A 16,458-nucleotide genomic window follows, 5' to 3' on the forward strand; every position below is an offset into this window, starting at 1 on the left:
CATCCCCTAACGCTGCGCAGCGGAAGTGTGCCCGAATGGCCCACAGCAACCGCCCGTACGGCCGCATCCGGCGCGCGGCCGAACATGCGGCCGAAGCACGGTGAGCAGAGAGCGCAGTCGGGCACGAACGGCTGCCCTTGCCCGGAAGGCGGCAGCATGAAGGCCAACCGCCCCCGAATACGCGAGGCCGGCGCCCTCTCGCCCCACGCGCCCAAGGCCCGCATCCGAAAGCCCCGCCGCAGCACCGCCCTCCTCGGCATCGCCGCCCTCGGCCTCACTGCCCCCACCACCGCGACCGCCACCGCCACGCTCGGCACCGCCGGCCCCTCCGCGACCTCGGCCGCCCAGCCGGACGCCCCCTGCACCCCGGGGCCCGTCAAGGGGGTGCAGATGTCCGAGGGGGTGCCGACACCGCCCGGCCACAGCCCCACCACCGGCGCCCTGCGGGCCCTCAACCTCATGATCGACTTCCCGGACGCGCCCGGCGAGGGAGCTGCCCGGGATCGGTACGCCGAGTTCTTCCCGAAGACCTCGGACTGGTACGCGACCAGCTCGTACGGCGCCCTGGACTACCGGGCGCAGGCACCGGTCGACGAGTGGCTGCGGATGCCCCGGCCCTTCAGCGCGTATGGCGTCGACCGCGGCGTCAGCTACGAACCGGGCTACCGGCAGCTCGTCCAGGACATCGCGGACGCCGCCGACGACCGGGTCGACTTCTCCGCGTACGACCTCATAAACGTCCTGGTCACGCCGAACGCCGGGCCGTCCGCACTGGACACCGTCCTGTCCGTGACCTTCGCCGGCATACGGGACGCACCGGCGGCGGACGGGGCACCGCTCAGCCATATGTCCTTCGTGTACAGCCACCAGGACGACGGTTCCGCGACGGCTGGGGAGAACGCGTACCGGGTACTGCCGCACGAGAACGCACACGCGCTCGGGCTGCCCGACCTGTACACCGCGAAGGGCGGCGGGAAGGCCGGGCACTGGGACATCATGTCCGAGGACTGGGGGGCCAACAACGACTTCCTGGGCTGGCACAAGCGCAAGCTGGGATGGCTGGACGCCGGGCGGTTCGCGTGTGCCGACGGGAGCGGCGGCAGCGAGCACACGATCAGCCCGCTCGCCCGGCCCGAGGGCATCAAGCTCGTGTACGTGCCGGTCTCGGACCGGGCCGGGTATGCGGTGGAGGTCAGGACGCAGGAGGGCAACGACGCCGCGGTCTGCAGGCCCGGGGTCCTCGTCTACTGGGTGGACGCGGGGATCAACAGCGGGGACGGCCCGGTCGAAATCAAGGACAGCAAGCCGCACAGCGGCGGCTGCGCACAGCGGCCGAATGTGAACGCCGAGCTGACCGACGCCGCGTTCGCGCCGGGCGAGAGGCTGGCGGACAACGGCACCGGGGTCACGGTCGAGGTCACCGGCAAGGACGCCTCGGACAACTACCGAGTGAAGATCACCCGCCCCTGAGCACCAGGCCGACCGCGCACTTCCAAGACCGCCACGGACGAGCCCGATGCGGGAAGAGCCGGCCGGTCCGGGGCTGGCTTCCCGTTTCACCCGAACGACGCCATTTCGGCCTCGCGGCCCACCACTAGGGCCTGTCCGATGGGTCCTGCCTGGGTCGCACAGAGAGCCGCCGCAGACCGCAGCCGGCCTGACCCATCGCAGGTGCCGGCGGCGGGCGGTGGTGACCAGCTGGGCGGCGGCGGAGAACAGCCGGAGTCGCAGCCGACGGGGTTCCCACAGCCGGGCGGTGCCGGTCAGGGCGAGCATCGGCATCCAGGCCAGCAGCTCGAGGGCGATCTGGACGATCTCCAGCCAGACCTGGTTCTGCGCGGCCTCGTGGAGGGGGAGGTTGCGCAGGCCGGTGGCGCGGGCGGCACGGATGCGGTCTTCGGCCCGGGCGCATTGGCGGTGCCGCAGCTCGAGGGCTGCGATCGGGACACGGGTGGTGTTGGTGGCAAACGCGGTCAGCCGCATCCCGTCGGCGTCGGTGAAGCGCAACTGGGCACCGGGGTGCGGTCGTTCCTTGCGGACGATCAGCCGCATCCCCTTGGGCCACCCCCTTGAGGCAGTCGCCGTCGAGCTCGGTGACCCAGGCGCCGTCGCGGATACCGCCGCCCGGCCCGATCGCGGGCGTCCACGCGAGGCCGGCACCTTCAGGACGGCCTGATGGATGGCCTCGGTGATGGTCATGCCGACCGAGTACGACAGCCACCTCCCGCGCTTGGCGAGCCAGGCCACGAACTCGTGCGTGCCGTCGCCGGAATCGGTACGGATCAGCGTCCGCCGCCCGCGCCGGTAGGTCTTCGGCAGCTGGGTCCAGCGCCGGTTGGGCGGCTTCGATGTGATCGGCAGCGGTGTTGCTGCCCGCGTTGCCCGGCCGCAGCAGACCCGCCACCGGCTCCCCGCTGCCACCGCTGCCGCGGTCGACGAAGGCCATGATCGGGTGGTGTCCGAACGTCTTCTTCCAGGTCGCGGCGGCGTCCTGCTTCTCGGAGTGAGCGATTACCAGCACCCCGTCCAGGTCCACGATCACCTGCCCGCCCGCATCCGGCGCCGACGGACCGGCCAACTGCCACACGTACTCGCATACTTCGGCCCGCGCGGCGCGGATTGCCGCCAGGGCCTTCGGTCCGCTCCCGGCCAGCGTGTCGATGAGCCGGGAGACCGTCGGGTCGGAGGCCACCGGCCCGAACACGCCCGGCTCCGCCCGCAGCACGCCCACATCCGCGAGGCAGTCCCCGCCGACCGCGACCGCCGCATCCAGCAGGATCTTGCCCGGATCATGCGCCGCCCGCGCCTTGCGCCACGGCGCCAGCGCCGCCGATATCGCCAGGTCCAGCCCTGTCTCGCGGACCGTCTCCACCAGCAGCACGGCCCCGGCCGGAGTGACCACCCCATGACCGCCGCCCTCGACACGGACACGCGGGTAGGACCCGATACGCTTCTTCACCTGGAGAGTGCCTTCTTTCCTGCGGCGAACAGAGCCTTCGACAAGCCCCATCTTCCCAGGTCAGGAGCACTCTCCTTCTATTTGATCACCCTCTGGACACCCGCTCCGTGAAAAGCCCGAGGCTGGCGCGCGGCCTTGACGTCCTCCGCGATGATCCGCTCGATGTTCCGCTCGGCCAGCGCCGTGATGGTCACGAAGGGGTTGACTCCGATGGACCCCGGTACGAGCGCGCCGTCCGTGACATAGAGGTTGCGGTAGCCGACGACCCGGCCGTAGAGGTCGGTGGCCTTGCCCAGGACGCAGCCGCCGAGCGGGTGGTAGCTGAAGTCGTCGGAGAAGTTCTTCAGCTGCGGCCCGAACAAGTCGTAGCGGTACATCGTCGTGTTGGCCTTGTTGATCCGGTCGAAGAGCGACTTCGCGGCGTTGACCGCGGGCGTGTTCTGGTCCCGGGTCCAGCGCAGCACGGCCCGGTCGCTGGCCTTGTCGTAGACGAAGGTGCCGCGCTCGGGGTTCTTGGTGATCGCCAGATAGAGGCTGACCCAGGTCTCCAGGCCGGCCGGCATCGGCGCGATCTCCGCGAAGACCGGGGCGGCGGGGTTGTCCCAGTCGTCGATGCCCAGGGCAGGGATCGAGGACTGGTGGGCCCCGGTGGGGTTCCAGACGTGATTGGCCCGGCCGGTCATGATATTGCCGTTGGGGCCCCAGCCCGCGCCGACCTCGGCGTTGAGGTCGGGCAGCGTTCCGGTGTCCCGGGCGCGCACCAGCAGCTCGGTGGAGCCGAGGCTGCCGGCGCCGAGGAACAGGTGACGGCAGGCGATCTCCTTGTGGGCGACGGCCTTGCCATCGGCGTCGATCTGGTCCACGGACAGCACATAGCTGCCGTCCGGCTGCTGATGGATCGCCTTGACCTGGTGCAGGGTCTCGATGGTGACCTTGCCGGTGCCGAGCGCGGCGGCCAAGTAGGTCTTGTCCAGGCTCTGTTTGCCGTGGTTGTTGCCGTAGATGACCTCGCCCGCCAGCGCGGACTTGGGCACCTCACCGGCCGCCTCGCGCCGCATGTGGCCGAAGTCGTAGACGTTGGGGACGAAGGTGGTGCTCAGGCCCGCCTTGCCTGCCTGTTCGCGCGAGACCCGCGCGAACTTGTACCACTCCGTCTCCTCGAACCAGCCCTTGTCGATGTGGTTCACCTTGAGCATGGAGTTGGCGCGCGGGAAGTACCGGTCGTACATCTCGGCGGCGTCCACCCGCGGGAGGACCTCCTCGAAGTACGAGCGCTTCGGCACGACGGCCATGCCGCCGTTGACCAGCGAGCCGCCGCCCACTCCCCGTCCCACGTACACCGACATCTGGTCGAAGTGCACCTTGTCCAGCACGCCCGCGTACGGGTCGATGTCCCGGTTGATCACATCCAGCCACAGGAACGAGCCCAGCGGGGCCTCGGTGCGCGACTTGAACCAGCTGGAGCGGCGGTCGGGCTTGAGCATTCCGCAGAAGACATTGCCGTCGTCGGCGGGTTTGTTCCACAGCTGGCCCATTTCGAGCATGAGCGTGGGAATTCCGGCCTCGCCGAGCCGCAGCGCGGATACCGCGGCGCCGTATCCCGTACCGATCACCACGGCCGGTACGAACGAGCCGCTGCTGGCCTGCCGACTGTGTTTGTCGGCGGCCGCGGCACGCGGGGCGGCGGAAATCGTGGTCATTCCGGCGACGGCTGCGCCGCTGAGGGCGGCCAGTCCGAGCAGACGGCGCCGTGACAGATGCTGGTTCTGCTGGTTCTCGAACACGCTGGTAGTACCCGACCTTCGCCGACAGGATTCTTCCCCGCAGGGCTGTTCCACGGCGACGTCCCGGTGGGGATTGCAGGCCTTGTCCATCAGCCCGAGCCGCCGCGCGCCACCATCCTGATCGAGAAGGACTGGGGGAAATGCCAGAGATACGGCGGCTGTTGACCGGCCGGACTAGGCCCCGAAGTCCTAGCCCAGACACCAGCCGCAAAAGTAGCGAGGTGATCACGTGCTCGCTGCCGTGGTGGCCTGCTCGTCGTGTTCACGCAGCACCCGCATGACGGTGGCGGGCGAGGGGTGCTGGCCCTTCTTCGCGCCTGTGGTGATGACGAGCCGCTTGGCGATGTCGCGCAGGCTCATCTCCTGATCGCGGAGATGGAGGGCCATGGACAGCATGGACTCGTCGGTGACGCCCGCGCCGCCGATGGTCTTGCCGCGCTTGCGGGCGGACTCGTGGCCTTCGAGGGTACGGTCGCGGATGTACTCGCGCTCCATACCGGACATGGCCGCGAGCACGGTGAACACGATGCCGGAGGGGTCGTGTGATCCCTTCAGCTCCCCGGTGAGGAACTCCAGGACGACGTCGCTCGCCTTCAGCTCCTCAGCGAGCATGGCGAGTTCGATGCCGCGGCCGAGTCGTTTGTGTTCGTGGACGACGAGGGTGACGCGCACGCCGGAGGAACGGATCTCCCCGGCAAGCTTCACGGCGGCCTCCAGCTCGGGGCGCCTGGTAGCGCGGGTGGAGATCTTCTCCGAGAAGATGCGGGTCACCCCGGCTTCGGCGAGGGAGTCGAGCTGCGCGTCCAGGGCTGCCGTGCGGTCGAGGCGCGCGCGTACCCAAGGCGGACGTGCCCGACGGGCTCGGCGCCGGCGCTCACCGGCCGGGGCAGCTCGGTCCACACCGACCCCGGCTTGCGCACGGCCGGGGTCGGCACGTTCAACGCTTTGGCGAGTTGAGGCACGAGCCGGAACCGGGCGGTGTGGTACTGAATCGCCACCTTGCCCTTGCCGGTCCGGCATGGGGAGCCCGCCGGGGCGGCACAGGTGGACATCGGACAGTAGTCCGATTCCACACGGGTGCCAAGGTGGTCGAGTCGCGGCGAAAGGAGCGCATCGGTCGCCTGGCCGCCCCGGCCGGCCAGCTCGACCCGCAGCACCGGCAGGCACTCGCCGCGTCGCTGCCCGCACTCCTCGAAATGGCCCGGCTCACCGCCCAACCACCCAACAGGCCGACGACACCGCTTCCTCTACCCAGTAAGGAACCACGCCATGACCACCCCGCACGCCTTCCCCCTGGAGCCCACCCCGATCCACGTGTCCGACAAGGTCCTCGATGACCTGCGCGCCCGGCTCACATTGACCCGTCCGCCGCTGGACGAAGAGAATGGGGACTGGTCCTACGGCGTCCCGGACAGCTATCTCCGTGAGCTGGTCGCCTACTGGCGGGACGGCTACGACTGGCGCAAGGCCGAGGCCGCCATCAACATCTACGAGCACTACCAGGTGAGCGTCGCCGGTGTCCCGGTGCACTTCATGCGCAAGCCCGGCAGCGGCCCCCGCCCGATCCCGTTGATCCTCACCCACGGCTGGCCGTGGACGTTCTGGCACTGGTCGAAGGTGATCGACCCGCTCGCCGACCCGGCCGCGTTCGGCGGTGATCCCGCCGACGCGTTCGACGTCATCGTGCCGTCCCTGCCCGGCTTCGGTTTCCCCGGCCCGCTCACCGGCTTTTCGGACGTCAACTTCTGGAAGGTCTCCGACCTCTGGCACACCCTGATGACCGAGACCCTGGGATACGAGAAGTACGCCGCCGGGGGCTGCGACATCGGCGGGATCGTCTCCAGCCAGCTCGGCCACAAGTACGCCGACAAGCTGTACGGCATCCACATCGGCTCCGGGCTGCCGCTCGACTTCTTCACCGGCGCCCGAGCCTGGGACTTCGCCCGGAACCGGCCCCTCACCGACGACCAGCCCGCCGACGTCCGCGCCCGCATCATCGAGCTGGACCACCGCTCGGCGTCCCACCTCGCCGTGCACATGCTCGACGGCGCCACCCTGGCCCACGGGCTGAGCGACTCACCCGCCGGACTGCTCGCCTGGCTGCTGGAGCGCTGGAACGCCTGGAGCGACAACGGCGGCGACATCGAGTCCGTCTTCACCAAGGACGACCTGCTCACCCACGCCACGATCTACTGGGTGAACAACTCCATCGCCACCTCGATGCGTTACTACGCCAACGCCAACCGCTACCCCTGGGCCCCCGCCCACGACCGCACCCCGGTCGTGCAGGCCCCGGTCGGCCTCACCTTCGTCACGTACGAGAACCCGCCCGGCATCCACACCGCCAACGAGCGCGTCCGGGCGTTCAAGACCGGCCCGCAGGCCGATTGGTTCAACCACGTCAACGTCAACGCCCACGACCACGGCGGCCACTTCATCCCCTGGGAGAACCCCGACGCCTGGGTGAGCGACCTGCGCCGCACCTTCCACGGCCGCAGGCCCTGAACGACCCTGCGGGCTCGTCTGGCGACAGGCCAGGCGAACGTTGCCTGGCGGGGGCGTGCGCGTCGGCCGACTGGCCCGCACCGCCCGCCACGCCGTCTGTCTGAGCCGGCCTCCCTGCGGGACCCCGCTCGCCGCCTCCCTCCCGGGAGCCCTGTCATGCCGCCGCCACGCCCGTTCCGTCAGCGGGCCTCACTATCAGCGCCGTGCTGCTCCTGCTCACCGCTCTGGCGGCCAAGGACCTCCCGTCCGCCGTGCCCGCCACGGGCCTCGTTTCCTCGGGTCGGTGAAGTCCTGGAAGTCCTTCACTGTGTCTCCGTACGCGATCGGTCGGCGGTGTCCGCCGGGGTGCGGGGGCGGGGCACGGCGGCAGCCGGCCCCAGGTCGAGGCGCTTGTCCATGTCCGGGCGGAAGGTGCCGTACGGGTTGACGTTGGACCAGAACAGCGCGGTCAGGCCGCGCCGGTCCTCCTCGCTCAGCCGCGATGCCCAGGCCGGTTCGGCCAGGACTTGCTGAACCAGCAGGGTGTTGACGTGGACGAGCGCGGACTGGAGCAGGTGCAGGGCGAGCATCGAGGTCTCGGCGTGCTCCTTGTCCGGGCCGGTCAGGGCGCCGTCCTTGCCGTAGTGGAGCACGGTGTTCGCGCTGTTCCAGTTCTCCACGACCTGGAGCCCGCCGTGGATCTCCCGGCGCAGGCCGGGGCTGGCCAAATAGTCGCAGGCGAAGACCGTGCGGACCGCGCGCCCGTTCTTCGAGTGCCTGGTACGTGGGGTGCTTGGGGCCGCCGCGGGTGAAGCGCCGCAGCACCTGCTCGGCCTCCGCCGTCCCGAGCCGGAGCGCGGTGGCGTATTTGACCATCTGGTCGTACTGCTGCTCGATCAGCTCCCAGCGGATCGGGCGCGTCAGCGAGGCGCCGAGGGCGGGCCGGCCGGGCGGGGTGTCGTCCGGGCGGTACAGGCGGATGCTGCCGATGTTCTTCAGCCTCGGCAGCAGGCGGAAGTTGAGCAGCTCGGTGAAGGCGAACCCGACCACGCTCGCACCGTGGGTATCGACGTAGTTGGATTCGATCTCGGCGTCCGTGCAGTGCCGCAGCAGGCCCTCGATCATTGCCGCGACCTCGGACGAGGAACAGGACTTCAGCTGGGAGTAGACGCAGACGTTCTTGCGCTCGACGTGCCAGTAGATCATTACGCCGTTGCCGCCGTAGCGGGCGTGGTACTCGGTCATGAAGTTGCTGGACCAGGATCCGAACTTCTTCGAGTCCGACGCGCAGGCATTGCCACGTCCCCACCAGGCGGTGTCGCGGGCGGCGAAGGTGGCGTTGACGAGCCTGGCCACGGCGGCGCGGAGGTTGTCGACGGTGATGAAGTGCCGGCGCACGTGCCGCAGCGCGGCCTCGCTCTCGCCGTGCTCGCCGGTCGCCACGATCGCGCGGATACCCATGTTCGTGCCCAGCGCGAACAGCGCCAGCAGCAGGCGGCGCTGAAGGACGTCGCGGTCGATGCGCTCGTAGGCGGCCACCGAGGAGAACTCCTCGGTGAAGCCGGTCAGGAAGTCGGAGTTCTTCAGCACGTCCAGCAGGTCCAGGACACCCCAGCGGCGTACGACCTCCTCCTTCAGCGCCTGGAGGCCGGTGGGCTCGGCCAGCGGCCTCCAGCTTCGGCACGGTGATCCACGGCTCACCCTTGCGGGTGGTGACCTTCACCCGCCCGCCGAGCCGTCCGCGAGCGCGGCCGAGAGCCCGTCCAGGCCCGCGGTCATGCGCTTCTTCAGATCCGCGATGAACGCCTTCGGGTCCAGCGGCTGGCGGATCGCGGCGTAGTGCACGATGCGGGCGGCCTCGAAGTCGCCGGGCAAGTCGTCCTCAGGGTTGCGCCACCGTGCGGCGCCCTCGACGTAGATCTCACCGCGGCGGACCGCGTCCCGCAGTGCCACCAGGACGCACAACTCGTAGGGGATGCGCTCGACCTTGCCCTCGTCGTCGACGACCGCCTCGCGCCGGTCCTTGTGCACCACACCGTCCATCGGCGCCGCGTCGACGGTGTCGTAGAAGCGGGTCTTGCCGTCGACGTCGGCGTACTTCTTCAGCAGCCTCAGCGCATCCATCACCGGCCGGTAGGCGGTGTTGTTGCACTTGAAGCCCAGCGTGTTCAGCAGTGGCGGCAGCATCTGCCGGTAGCACGAGCTGTAGGAGGACTAGATGATTGATTCCAAGGTCAGCGGTCGTAGGCGGTCAGTGAGCGGATGACCGGTCCGCCGGTTTTGTGGTTGTGCCAGATCGCGGCGGTCAGGGCGAGGAGTCGTTGCAGGACCCGGACGGTGACCCCGGCGGGTGTGCGTCCGCCGTGCCGTTCAAGGTCGAGCTGGGCTTTCAAGGTCTGGTTGACCGACTCGATCAGCTGGCGAAGCGGCTTGAACAGCGTGGCTCCGGCCCGCTCGGGTTCGCCCTTGCGGACCGGCCACAACAGAGGGACCCCCAGGCTGGCCAGGTGTCGCTCGAAGTCGCGGCCGTAGTAGTTCTTGTCCGTCAGCAGGGTCGGCCCCGCACGGTACTCAAATCCCCCACCCGGCCCGAGCCGGCCAAAGCGTGGACATGACCACCGGCGAGATCCGCTATCACCGAGTGGACCCCGCCTCCGTCTCGCAGGTCGAAGGGGGAGGCGCCGAGTATTCGGACCGAAATACGTCTTCTTTTCCGCCAGGAAAGACGAGAACTACCTGTCCCGGGTCTTCCTCGACTCACGATATGCACCCCACCTCCACCCCGGCGGAGAAGCAGCCGTGGCCGTCGAGGGCGTCATCGACATCATATCCACGGCCCCCGGGTGCAAGGGAATCCTTTACGACGGAGCCATCCGGGGTGTGCACCGGGACGCCATCGCCCGCTACGGCGGCCTCGTCATCAATAAACAGCACAAAGGAAACGAACCGCAATTCTAAGAATCCCTGCACCGCGGTCGCTGCACCCACGAATTGTGGGCCGCCAACGGACGTATCGCGGAGAAAGTCCACTACGCCGACGGAACAGAGCCGGTCCCGGTGCCGATCAAAAGACTGGAGCGACGTGGGGTCCAGATGTTCCGCTGGTACCACGTGCTGACCATCCCGTGCCGTCATGGCGTCCACGAATACAGAGTCGGCCTCGGCACGACAAGCCGCAAAGGCGAACGGCCACCCGGTGAAAGCGACGAGGAACGCGGCTTCCACCGCGCTGAGCACCTTCAACAGATCCCGGAATTCACCCGCACCCACCAACTCGTCCACCCCTACCGCAGCGACGCCGAGTCGGGCCACGCACAACTCGACGCCTCCCTGTGAAACGGACGCCTCATCTCCTACGGAGTCGAAGCACAGCAACTCCTGACCCTCGGCTTCGTCCTCGCACAGAACTCCACCAGCCGAGCCCTGCACGAGGAAGGAGCCTCCCTGCTCAGACCCACGGCCTGATGCCCCCGCTCAGCCTCCAGACACCAGCGCCCGCCTGAGCCCCGATCCGGTACTCTGTGGATCGAGCGTTCCTGGCGGGCGCTGCGGCGTGTCACGTGGTCTACCGCGCATCTCGTCACCGCAGCGACGTGATCCAGATCGCTCAGGGCTTGACCGGGAGACCTGGGCACGACCTGTCCATCGAGTTCCGTGCAAGGTTTCGCACAAGCCCCGCCTCCGTAGCTCAGGGGATAGAGCACCGCTCTCCTAAAGCGGGTGTCGCAGGTTCGAATCCTGCCGGGGGCACCACAACACCGCAGGTCAGCGCACTGAAGGCCTTCCAGGGAGCCTCCCCGGAAGGCCTTCAGGCGCGCAATGGGAACGCCCTGGGAACATTGAACTGCGCATTTTTCACACTTCGTACATTCGTTAACGATCTGACAGCCAGCCCCCGCCTCTGTGTCAGACGAGCCTCAGGAGACGCCGAACTCCGGCATTGGGCCTTGGAGATCTCGCAGTGGAGGCGGAGGGTCTCCCCAGACGCAGCGGCTGACGCTCGTTGCGTGATCACGCGTAAGCCCATGCTTGACGGCGCTCAACAGCGTGCTGGTGAGGGATCCGCGACGGAAGTCGTCTGCGGACCTCCCGGGGGATAACGTGCCAACGATCCATTGCGACACCACACAAGCGGCGGCCCACCCTGAGCCGGAGAAGGCCACGGCGAAGGCCGCGGCCCCGGCGAAGCCCGCACGCCGTGTGACCAAGAGGCCGCAGTCCACCGCGCAGGAGGCCGAGCCGAAGAAGAAGCCGGCAAACCCCCGGTCCCGGCGCGCCACGAGCACGGCCGCCAAGACGACCAAGGCGAAGGACACCAATGCGCAGCAGAAGCCACGGCCAGCCGAAGCCACCACCAGCAACTGATCAAGACCCCCGGGTGCGGGACGAAGGGCAAGCAGGCCGCCATGGACCGCAGGTCCGCCCGTGAGGCCGAACGCGACGCCCGAACCGCCCGCCACACCGCCTACCTCGAATCCCTGAAGATCGACCGCTGCACCGGCGAATCCATCCCGCCCAACGAGCACGGCTCCCCGCAGTACCGCTGCGGCGCCCTCACCTTCGCGGGCACCTTCACCTTCAACCACGACTGCGGCTGGGGCGGCTGCTACGCCGACGTCGAACCCACCCGCGGCACCGGCAAGACGATCCCCGAAGTCGGCCTCTCGGCCTACCGGCACGACAACCAGCACTACCTTCCCTGCGCCCACCCTGGCTGCGGCCACGCTCGCGGCGTCCACCAGAGCGTTCCGCGCGAACTCCCCAGCCAGAAGAAAACCCCCGAGCACGGTGACGCCGTGGCGCGTCTGTCCCTAGCGGCTCAGGAACTGGCCGAGTGGATACTGGCGGGCTGCGTACCGGAACTGACGACGGGCCACGTCCGGATCATGAAGATCGCCCGGTGCGCCGGGGCTCGGGCCAAAGTCGCCGTAGCCCGTACCGGCTGGGTCGACGCGAGAGGCGCGTGCATCGGCAGTAAGGGCATGGGCATGGGTCGGGTCACCTGCGCAGTGAAGATACCCAACCGCGCCATGGTGAACGAAAAGATCGAGATCACCGACTACGCGGACGACCAGACGACCTATCTGTCCTTCGCGATGGCCCCGGCGAAGGTCAAACTCTCCGACATCCTCATCGAGAGCGGATGCGCCGTCGTCGTCCCGCACCACCAGATGCACAACGCCATCGGCGAAGGCGGCCTGAACGCCGAGCTCGCCGGCAAGCTGACAGGTCTTCGCGTCGATGTCGTCCTGAGGGGAAACGACCTGCGCCAGACCCTCGACCGGCTCATCGCCCAGCGTCACTGAGACCGGTGGGCGGACGAAACCAGTAAACGCGGATGCGGCCGGTCCGATGCCGGATCGGCCGCATCCTGGTGGTCGCCGAACAGGGTGAGGCAAGGTGGAACGTCGAATTCACCTTCCGGTCACGGCGCGTTGGGTCTGCACCGCGCGGCACGGGAACAGTGGCGCCCTCCTGACCATGGTCTGGCTGATCTTCAGGCTCTCAACAGCCTTGTGGATTTGGGTAGTTGCGCCGAAACGAATGCGTCACGCGCGTGGCGTGCCCCATGCTCTACCCATGCCTGGCACAAGGAGTGAGGACGCCGTCCCGGACGGTGAGGCGCCGCGGGAGCCGCGGCTGCGACGTGCGTTGCGGCGCTGGAAGGCCTGCTTGTTGAAGGCGCCGGGCTGCCTCTTCTGGGCGGTCGTCGTCAACCTGGTGACCATCTTCGGCTCCTGTGCGGCTCTGGCTGCGTGGTTCGGCGCCGACACCGCTGAGGTGAGTGCGGCGGCGGGCGTCCCGACGGTGGTCTTCGGAGCGTTGCTGGGGCTTGTGGTGCGCGGGGCGGCGGAGGAGGTCAAGATGCGAAAGCAGGCAGGCGTGTCTCCTGGTTCCCTACGATCCGGCGGCCTTCGGCCCGGCGGCATGCGGTTGGGTGTCCTCACCGCCGCGGCACTGCTCGCCATCACCACAGTGGCCGGGTGCGGGGAAGCGAGCGACAAGGCACCCAAGGCCTCGGCACCGGCCACCTGGCCCGCGACGGCCGAGGGGAGCAAGGAGGACGGCCCGGCGAAGAAGCCCGCGCCCGGGCTGCCTGCAGCCCTCACCGCCCAGCGGCTCGACTGGGCGACCTGCCCGCCACCCTCCGCGGCCCAGGGCGGCGGCGACGCCCCGGGCCGCAGCTGGGAGTGCGTCACGATGAAGGCACCGCTGGACTACCACAAGCCCGACGGCGAAACTATCGACGTAGTTCTGATCCGCAAGAAGGCCACAGGGCCTCGGCGGAAGCAGATCGGCTCGCTCGTCTTCAACTTCGGCGGCCCCGGCGAGTCCGGCATAGCGTTGCTCCCCGAGTCCGCCGAGGACTACGCCGAGCTCAGCACCCGCTACGACCTGGTCAGCTTTGACCCGCGCGGCGCCGGGAACACGGCCACCGTGACCTGCGGGGACGAATCGGAGCAGGACCCCACCAGGTACGCAGCCGCCTGCCACAGGCACTCCGGCAAGGTCCTTCCCCACGTGGGCACCTCGAACACAGCCCGAGACATGGACCTGATGCGGCGGCTGCTCGGCGAGGACAAACTGCACTACTTCGGCTTCTCCTCCGGCACTGAACTCGGCGGCATCTACGCCCACTTGTTCCCGAAAAGAATGGGCCGAGCCGTCTTCGACGCCGCAGTCGACCCGACCGAAGACCAGGTGCAGGCCGCACTCAGCCAGGCCAAGGGCTTCCAGCTCGCCTTCGATCACTTCGCCGAATACTGCGCCGACACCTACGACAACTGCCCCACCGGCAGTAACCCCAAGCAGGCCACCAAACGAGTCGGCGAACTGCTGGACACGCTGGAGAAGAAGCCCGCCACCACCCACACCGGCGAGGACCTCGGCCCGGAACTCGCCGTCCGCGGCATCGCCAACGCCCTGTACGACGGCGAGGACGGATGGGACTTCCTCATGGACGCCCTGGCCGAGGTTAGGGACCAAGGCACCGGCAACGACCTGCTGGACTCGGCGTACGCCATCGTCAGCGAGACCGCGCCCAGCCGGGCAGGAGCACCACGCCGGGCCACACCCGACGAGACGCCAGCCGGCAATTTCGTCGCCGCCCGTACCGCGATCACCTGCGCCGACTCCGACCAGCGCCTGCACCCCCTCGACATTGACAACAAGCTCCCGGAATTCAAGAAAGCCTCTCCTCTCTTCGGCGAGTTCTCGGCCCAGCCCCTCTACGACTGCATGCACTGGCCGGTCGACGGCGAACGCACCTCCCCTGACGTCAGCGCCAACGATGGTGCCCCGATCCTCGTCATCGGCAACACCGGCGACCCTGCCACGCCATATCCGGGCTCCAAGCACATGGCCGAAGAGCTGGGTAAAGACGTCGGCGTTCATCTGACGGTCGAAGGCGAGGGCCACACGACGTACGGCTACTACGACTGCGTGACGAGGACCGTCAACGCGTACCTGCTCGACGGCAAGATTCCCCGCAGCGGAACGAGGTGCTCATAGCTTGTGCGGTGCTCGTGCTTCCTCGCATCCACGCCGCCAACCAGAAGGCCTTGCCGGGCCGTGCGCGCTGATGTGTGGCGGATTTGGCCGGGAATCTTGAGCTACCCCGGCAGTACTGTCCACCCTCGGGAGCTGCCTTCTATAGCCTGCCGAGGACGCAGAAAACGCCGGTAAGGCGCTGACCGAGGGATCGATCTCTGCTGTGACCGGACACGGGGCGGGTGGGCCCGACCTGGGCGCCTTACGTCGGCAGCATGCCCTTCCAGAACCGCAGAAGGCTGCGCTGTTCGCTGCCGACCTCGCCGAGCAGTTGGCTGTCCTCCACGCGGAGGGCAGAGCGTACGGTCCACTCGACGCTGTACATGTCGAGACTTCAGAGGCGCGCCCGAGGCCGGTGCTCGCCGAGCCCGGGGAGTTATCCGAGGAGTACGGCCCAGCCGACGATGTACGTGCGGTGGGCGCCTTGTTGGCCGATCTGCTGGATGCCCAGGAGGCCGCGGGCCAGTATCTGCCGTTGCCCCGACGGCGTTCCAGACGTGCTGTGGTCTCTCGTCGTCGCTTGCCTGAATGCCGATCCCACCGCACGGCCGACCGTCACCGTCCTGGCACAGCAACTGCGGAACATAGCCCGTGACTTACTGCTCGGAGTCGCTCCCTGGCCGTCGCTGGCCGAGACCAACAACCCGCGCGCCACGGGCGACCCAGCTGCCGCAGCATCTGACGTCCCAGCCCCCGGCTACGTGCCCGGTCCCAACTCCGAGACCCGGCCCGATGCACCACCCCGACCCCGCAGCCGAGCGATCACCATCGCCGCCACTGCCATGGCAACCATCCTTGCCACAATCGGAATCGGCTTCGCGGTCACCAGCCTGGCCGACGGGGGCGATAGCAGTGCCAATGCGTCGGCATCCTCCAAACCCGCGGCATCTTCGCGGGCATCCTCTCCGCCGGAGAGCAAGCCGAAGACTCCGCCGCGGCGGACGACCCAACCTCCGACACCTTCGCAGCCATCCGCCGAAGAGCGACCGCTTCAACCGCCATCATCGGCCCAGTCGCCCTCACCAGTCTCATCGCCCGCAGAGGTTCAACCTTCGTCACCGAAACCGAGTTCGCAGGACCCGACCGTCATCTGTCTGCCGAGCGACTGTGCCGCCCGCGCGACGTTCCATACGGTCGATGCGCATCTCACCGTCTGTGACAACAAAGGTGACTGGCGTGCGGCGGTAGCCCTGTACACGAGATCGGATGCGCCAGGCGAGAAGAAGGTGTGGGCGAGCAACACCGCAGGCACATGCACTGACGAAGCCTTGGACATGGCCGAAGGCACGAAGATCACGTACAAGGTGTGCATCGGCGACCAGTCCGAGAACCGCATCGACAGGTGCAGTGAAGCAGTCACCAACACGGTGGAGAAGCAACAGTGACAGTCCACCGACGGAGTCGTGACCACGGCGACGACCGGGCGAACGAGCACGATCTGCAGGCCTACCTCCGGCAGCACGCCCCTCTACCGGCGCAGAAGGCCGCGCTGTTTGCTGCTGTCCTCGCCGAGCACGTGCACGAGTTCGCCCGGCCGGTCGCGTTCGTAGCGGCGTATGGGACGGCCGGTTGCGCGGTCGAGGTGGGTGAGGCGGGCCAGGCCGAAGCGGGTCAGCACCCGGTGCACGGTGGAGGGAACGAGGTGGAGCAGGTGCGCGATGCGGGCCGGGCCCCACCTGC

General features: G+C 68.5%; 11 protein-coding genes, 1 tRNA gene and 5 pseudogenes. 6 read left to right on the forward strand and 11 right to left on the reverse strand.

The annotated features are described in order from the left end of the window. Nucleotides 1-156 precede the first annotated feature (156 nt). Nucleotides 157-1,470, forward strand: a complete 1,314-nt coding sequence (locus ABZW18_RS05145) for a M6 family metalloprotease domain-containing protein (RefSeq protein ID WP_356182275.1) — start codon at nucleotides 157-159, stop codon at nucleotides 1,468-1,470. A 255-nt stretch (nucleotides 1,471-1,725) separates the two neighbouring features. Here the strand turns inward: ABZW18_RS05145 and ABZW18_RS05150 are convergent. The 5 genes and pseudogenes from ABZW18_RS05150 to ABZW18_RS05170 form a co-directional block, all read right to left on the reverse strand. Beyond that, nucleotides 1,726-2,421: pseudogene (locus ABZW18_RS05150) on the reverse strand (transposase); the annotation flags it as partial. Further along, nucleotides 2,414-3,010, reverse strand: a pseudogene (locus tag ABZW18_RS05155) (transposase); the annotation flags it as partial. The pseudogenes ABZW18_RS05150 and ABZW18_RS05155, both read right to left, overlap by 8 nt. 26 nt (nucleotides 3,011-3,036) lie before the next feature. Beyond that, nucleotides 3,037-4,743, reverse strand: a complete 1,707-nt coding sequence (locus tag ABZW18_RS05160) for a GMC oxidoreductase (RefSeq protein ID WP_356182278.1) — start codon at nucleotides 4,741-4,743, stop codon at nucleotides 3,037-3,039. A 225-nt stretch (nucleotides 4,744-4,968) separates the two neighbouring features. After that, complete coding sequence (locus ABZW18_RS05165) at nucleotides 4,969-5,514, reverse strand: recombinase family protein (protein WP_356182281.1); 546 nt, start codon at nucleotides 5,512-5,514, stop codon at nucleotides 4,969-4,971. Continuing rightward, nucleotides 5,511-5,960 (reverse strand): hypothetical protein, encoded by a 450-nt coding sequence (locus ABZW18_RS05170; RefSeq protein ID WP_356182283.1) that lies wholly within the window; start codon nucleotides 5,958-5,960, stop codon nucleotides 5,511-5,513. The genes ABZW18_RS05165 and ABZW18_RS05170 overlap by 4 nt, the downstream gene beginning before the upstream one ends. A gap of 52 nt (nucleotides 5,961-6,012) precedes the next feature. Here ABZW18_RS05170 and ABZW18_RS05175 point away from each other — a divergent pair, with 52 nt between their 5' ends. After that, on the forward strand, nucleotides 6,013-7,248 hold the full coding sequence (locus ABZW18_RS05175) for an epoxide hydrolase (protein ID WP_356182285.1): 1,236 nt from the start codon (nucleotides 6,013-6,015) through the stop codon (nucleotides 7,246-7,248). 302 nt (nucleotides 7,249-7,550) lie between these two features. On the opposite strand, the pseudogene ABZW18_RS05180 reads toward ABZW18_RS05175, so the two are convergent. The 4 genes and pseudogenes from ABZW18_RS05180 to ABZW18_RS05195 form a co-directional block, all read right to left on the reverse strand. Beyond that, nucleotides 7,551-8,928 (reverse strand): annotated as a pseudogene (locus tag ABZW18_RS05180) (transposase). Nucleotides 8,929-8,946: 18 nt separating this feature from the next. Next, nucleotides 8,947-9,414, reverse strand: coding sequence for a hypothetical protein (locus ABZW18_RS05185; RefSeq protein ID WP_356182288.1), 468 nt, complete (start codon nucleotides 9,412-9,414; stop codon nucleotides 8,947-8,949). Nucleotides 9,415-9,461: 47 nt separating this feature from the next. Then, nucleotides 9,462-9,788: pseudogene (locus tag ABZW18_RS05190) on the reverse strand (IS982 family transposase); the annotation flags it as partial. Between the two features lie 196 nt (nucleotides 9,789-9,984). Further along, entirely contained in the window at nucleotides 9,985-10,656 is a 672-nt protein-coding gene (locus ABZW18_RS05195; protein WP_356182291.1) for a hypothetical protein, read from the reverse strand. 248 nt (nucleotides 10,657-10,904) lie between these two features. On the opposite strand from ABZW18_RS05195, the gene ABZW18_RS05200 reads away from it, so the two are divergent. From ABZW18_RS05200 to ABZW18_RS05215, 4 genes are all read left to right on the forward strand, one after another. Next, nucleotides 10,905-10,980: transfer RNA gene (locus ABZW18_RS05200), tRNA-Arg, on the forward strand. A gap of 348 nt (nucleotides 10,981-11,328) precedes the next feature. Next, nucleotides 11,329-11,592 carry a hypothetical protein gene (locus ABZW18_RS05205; protein WP_356182293.1) on the forward strand — a complete coding sequence of 88 codons (264 nt, stop codon included), beginning with the start codon at nucleotides 11,329-11,331 and terminating at the stop codon, nucleotides 11,590-11,592. A 41-nt stretch (nucleotides 11,593-11,633) separates the two neighbouring features. Then, on the forward strand, nucleotides 11,634-12,533 hold the full coding sequence (locus ABZW18_RS05210) for a hypothetical protein (protein ID WP_356182296.1): 900 nt from the start codon (nucleotides 11,634-11,636) through the stop codon (nucleotides 12,531-12,533). 274 nt (nucleotides 12,534-12,807) lie between these two features. Beyond that, complete coding sequence (locus ABZW18_RS05215) at nucleotides 12,808-14,739, forward strand: alpha/beta hydrolase (protein ID WP_356182299.1); 1,932 nt, start codon at nucleotides 12,808-12,810, stop codon at nucleotides 14,737-14,739. A 241-nt stretch (nucleotides 14,740-14,980) separates the two neighbouring features. Here ABZW18_RS05215 and ABZW18_RS05220 read toward each other — a convergent pair whose 3' ends face one another. Next, nucleotides 14,981-15,103 (reverse strand): hypothetical protein, encoded by a 123-nt coding sequence (locus ABZW18_RS05220; RefSeq protein ID WP_356182302.1) that lies wholly within the window; start codon nucleotides 15,101-15,103, stop codon nucleotides 14,981-14,983. 1,188 nt (nucleotides 15,104-16,291) lie between these two features. After that, nucleotides 16,292-16,458 (reverse strand): annotated as a pseudogene (locus tag ABZW18_RS05225) (IS481 family transposase); the annotation flags it as partial.

Origin of the sequence: Streptomyces sp. NPDC004647, from assembly GCF_040609575.1 — a bacterium.
GTDB lineage: Bacteria > Actinomycetota > Actinomycetes > Streptomycetales > Streptomycetaceae > Streptomyces.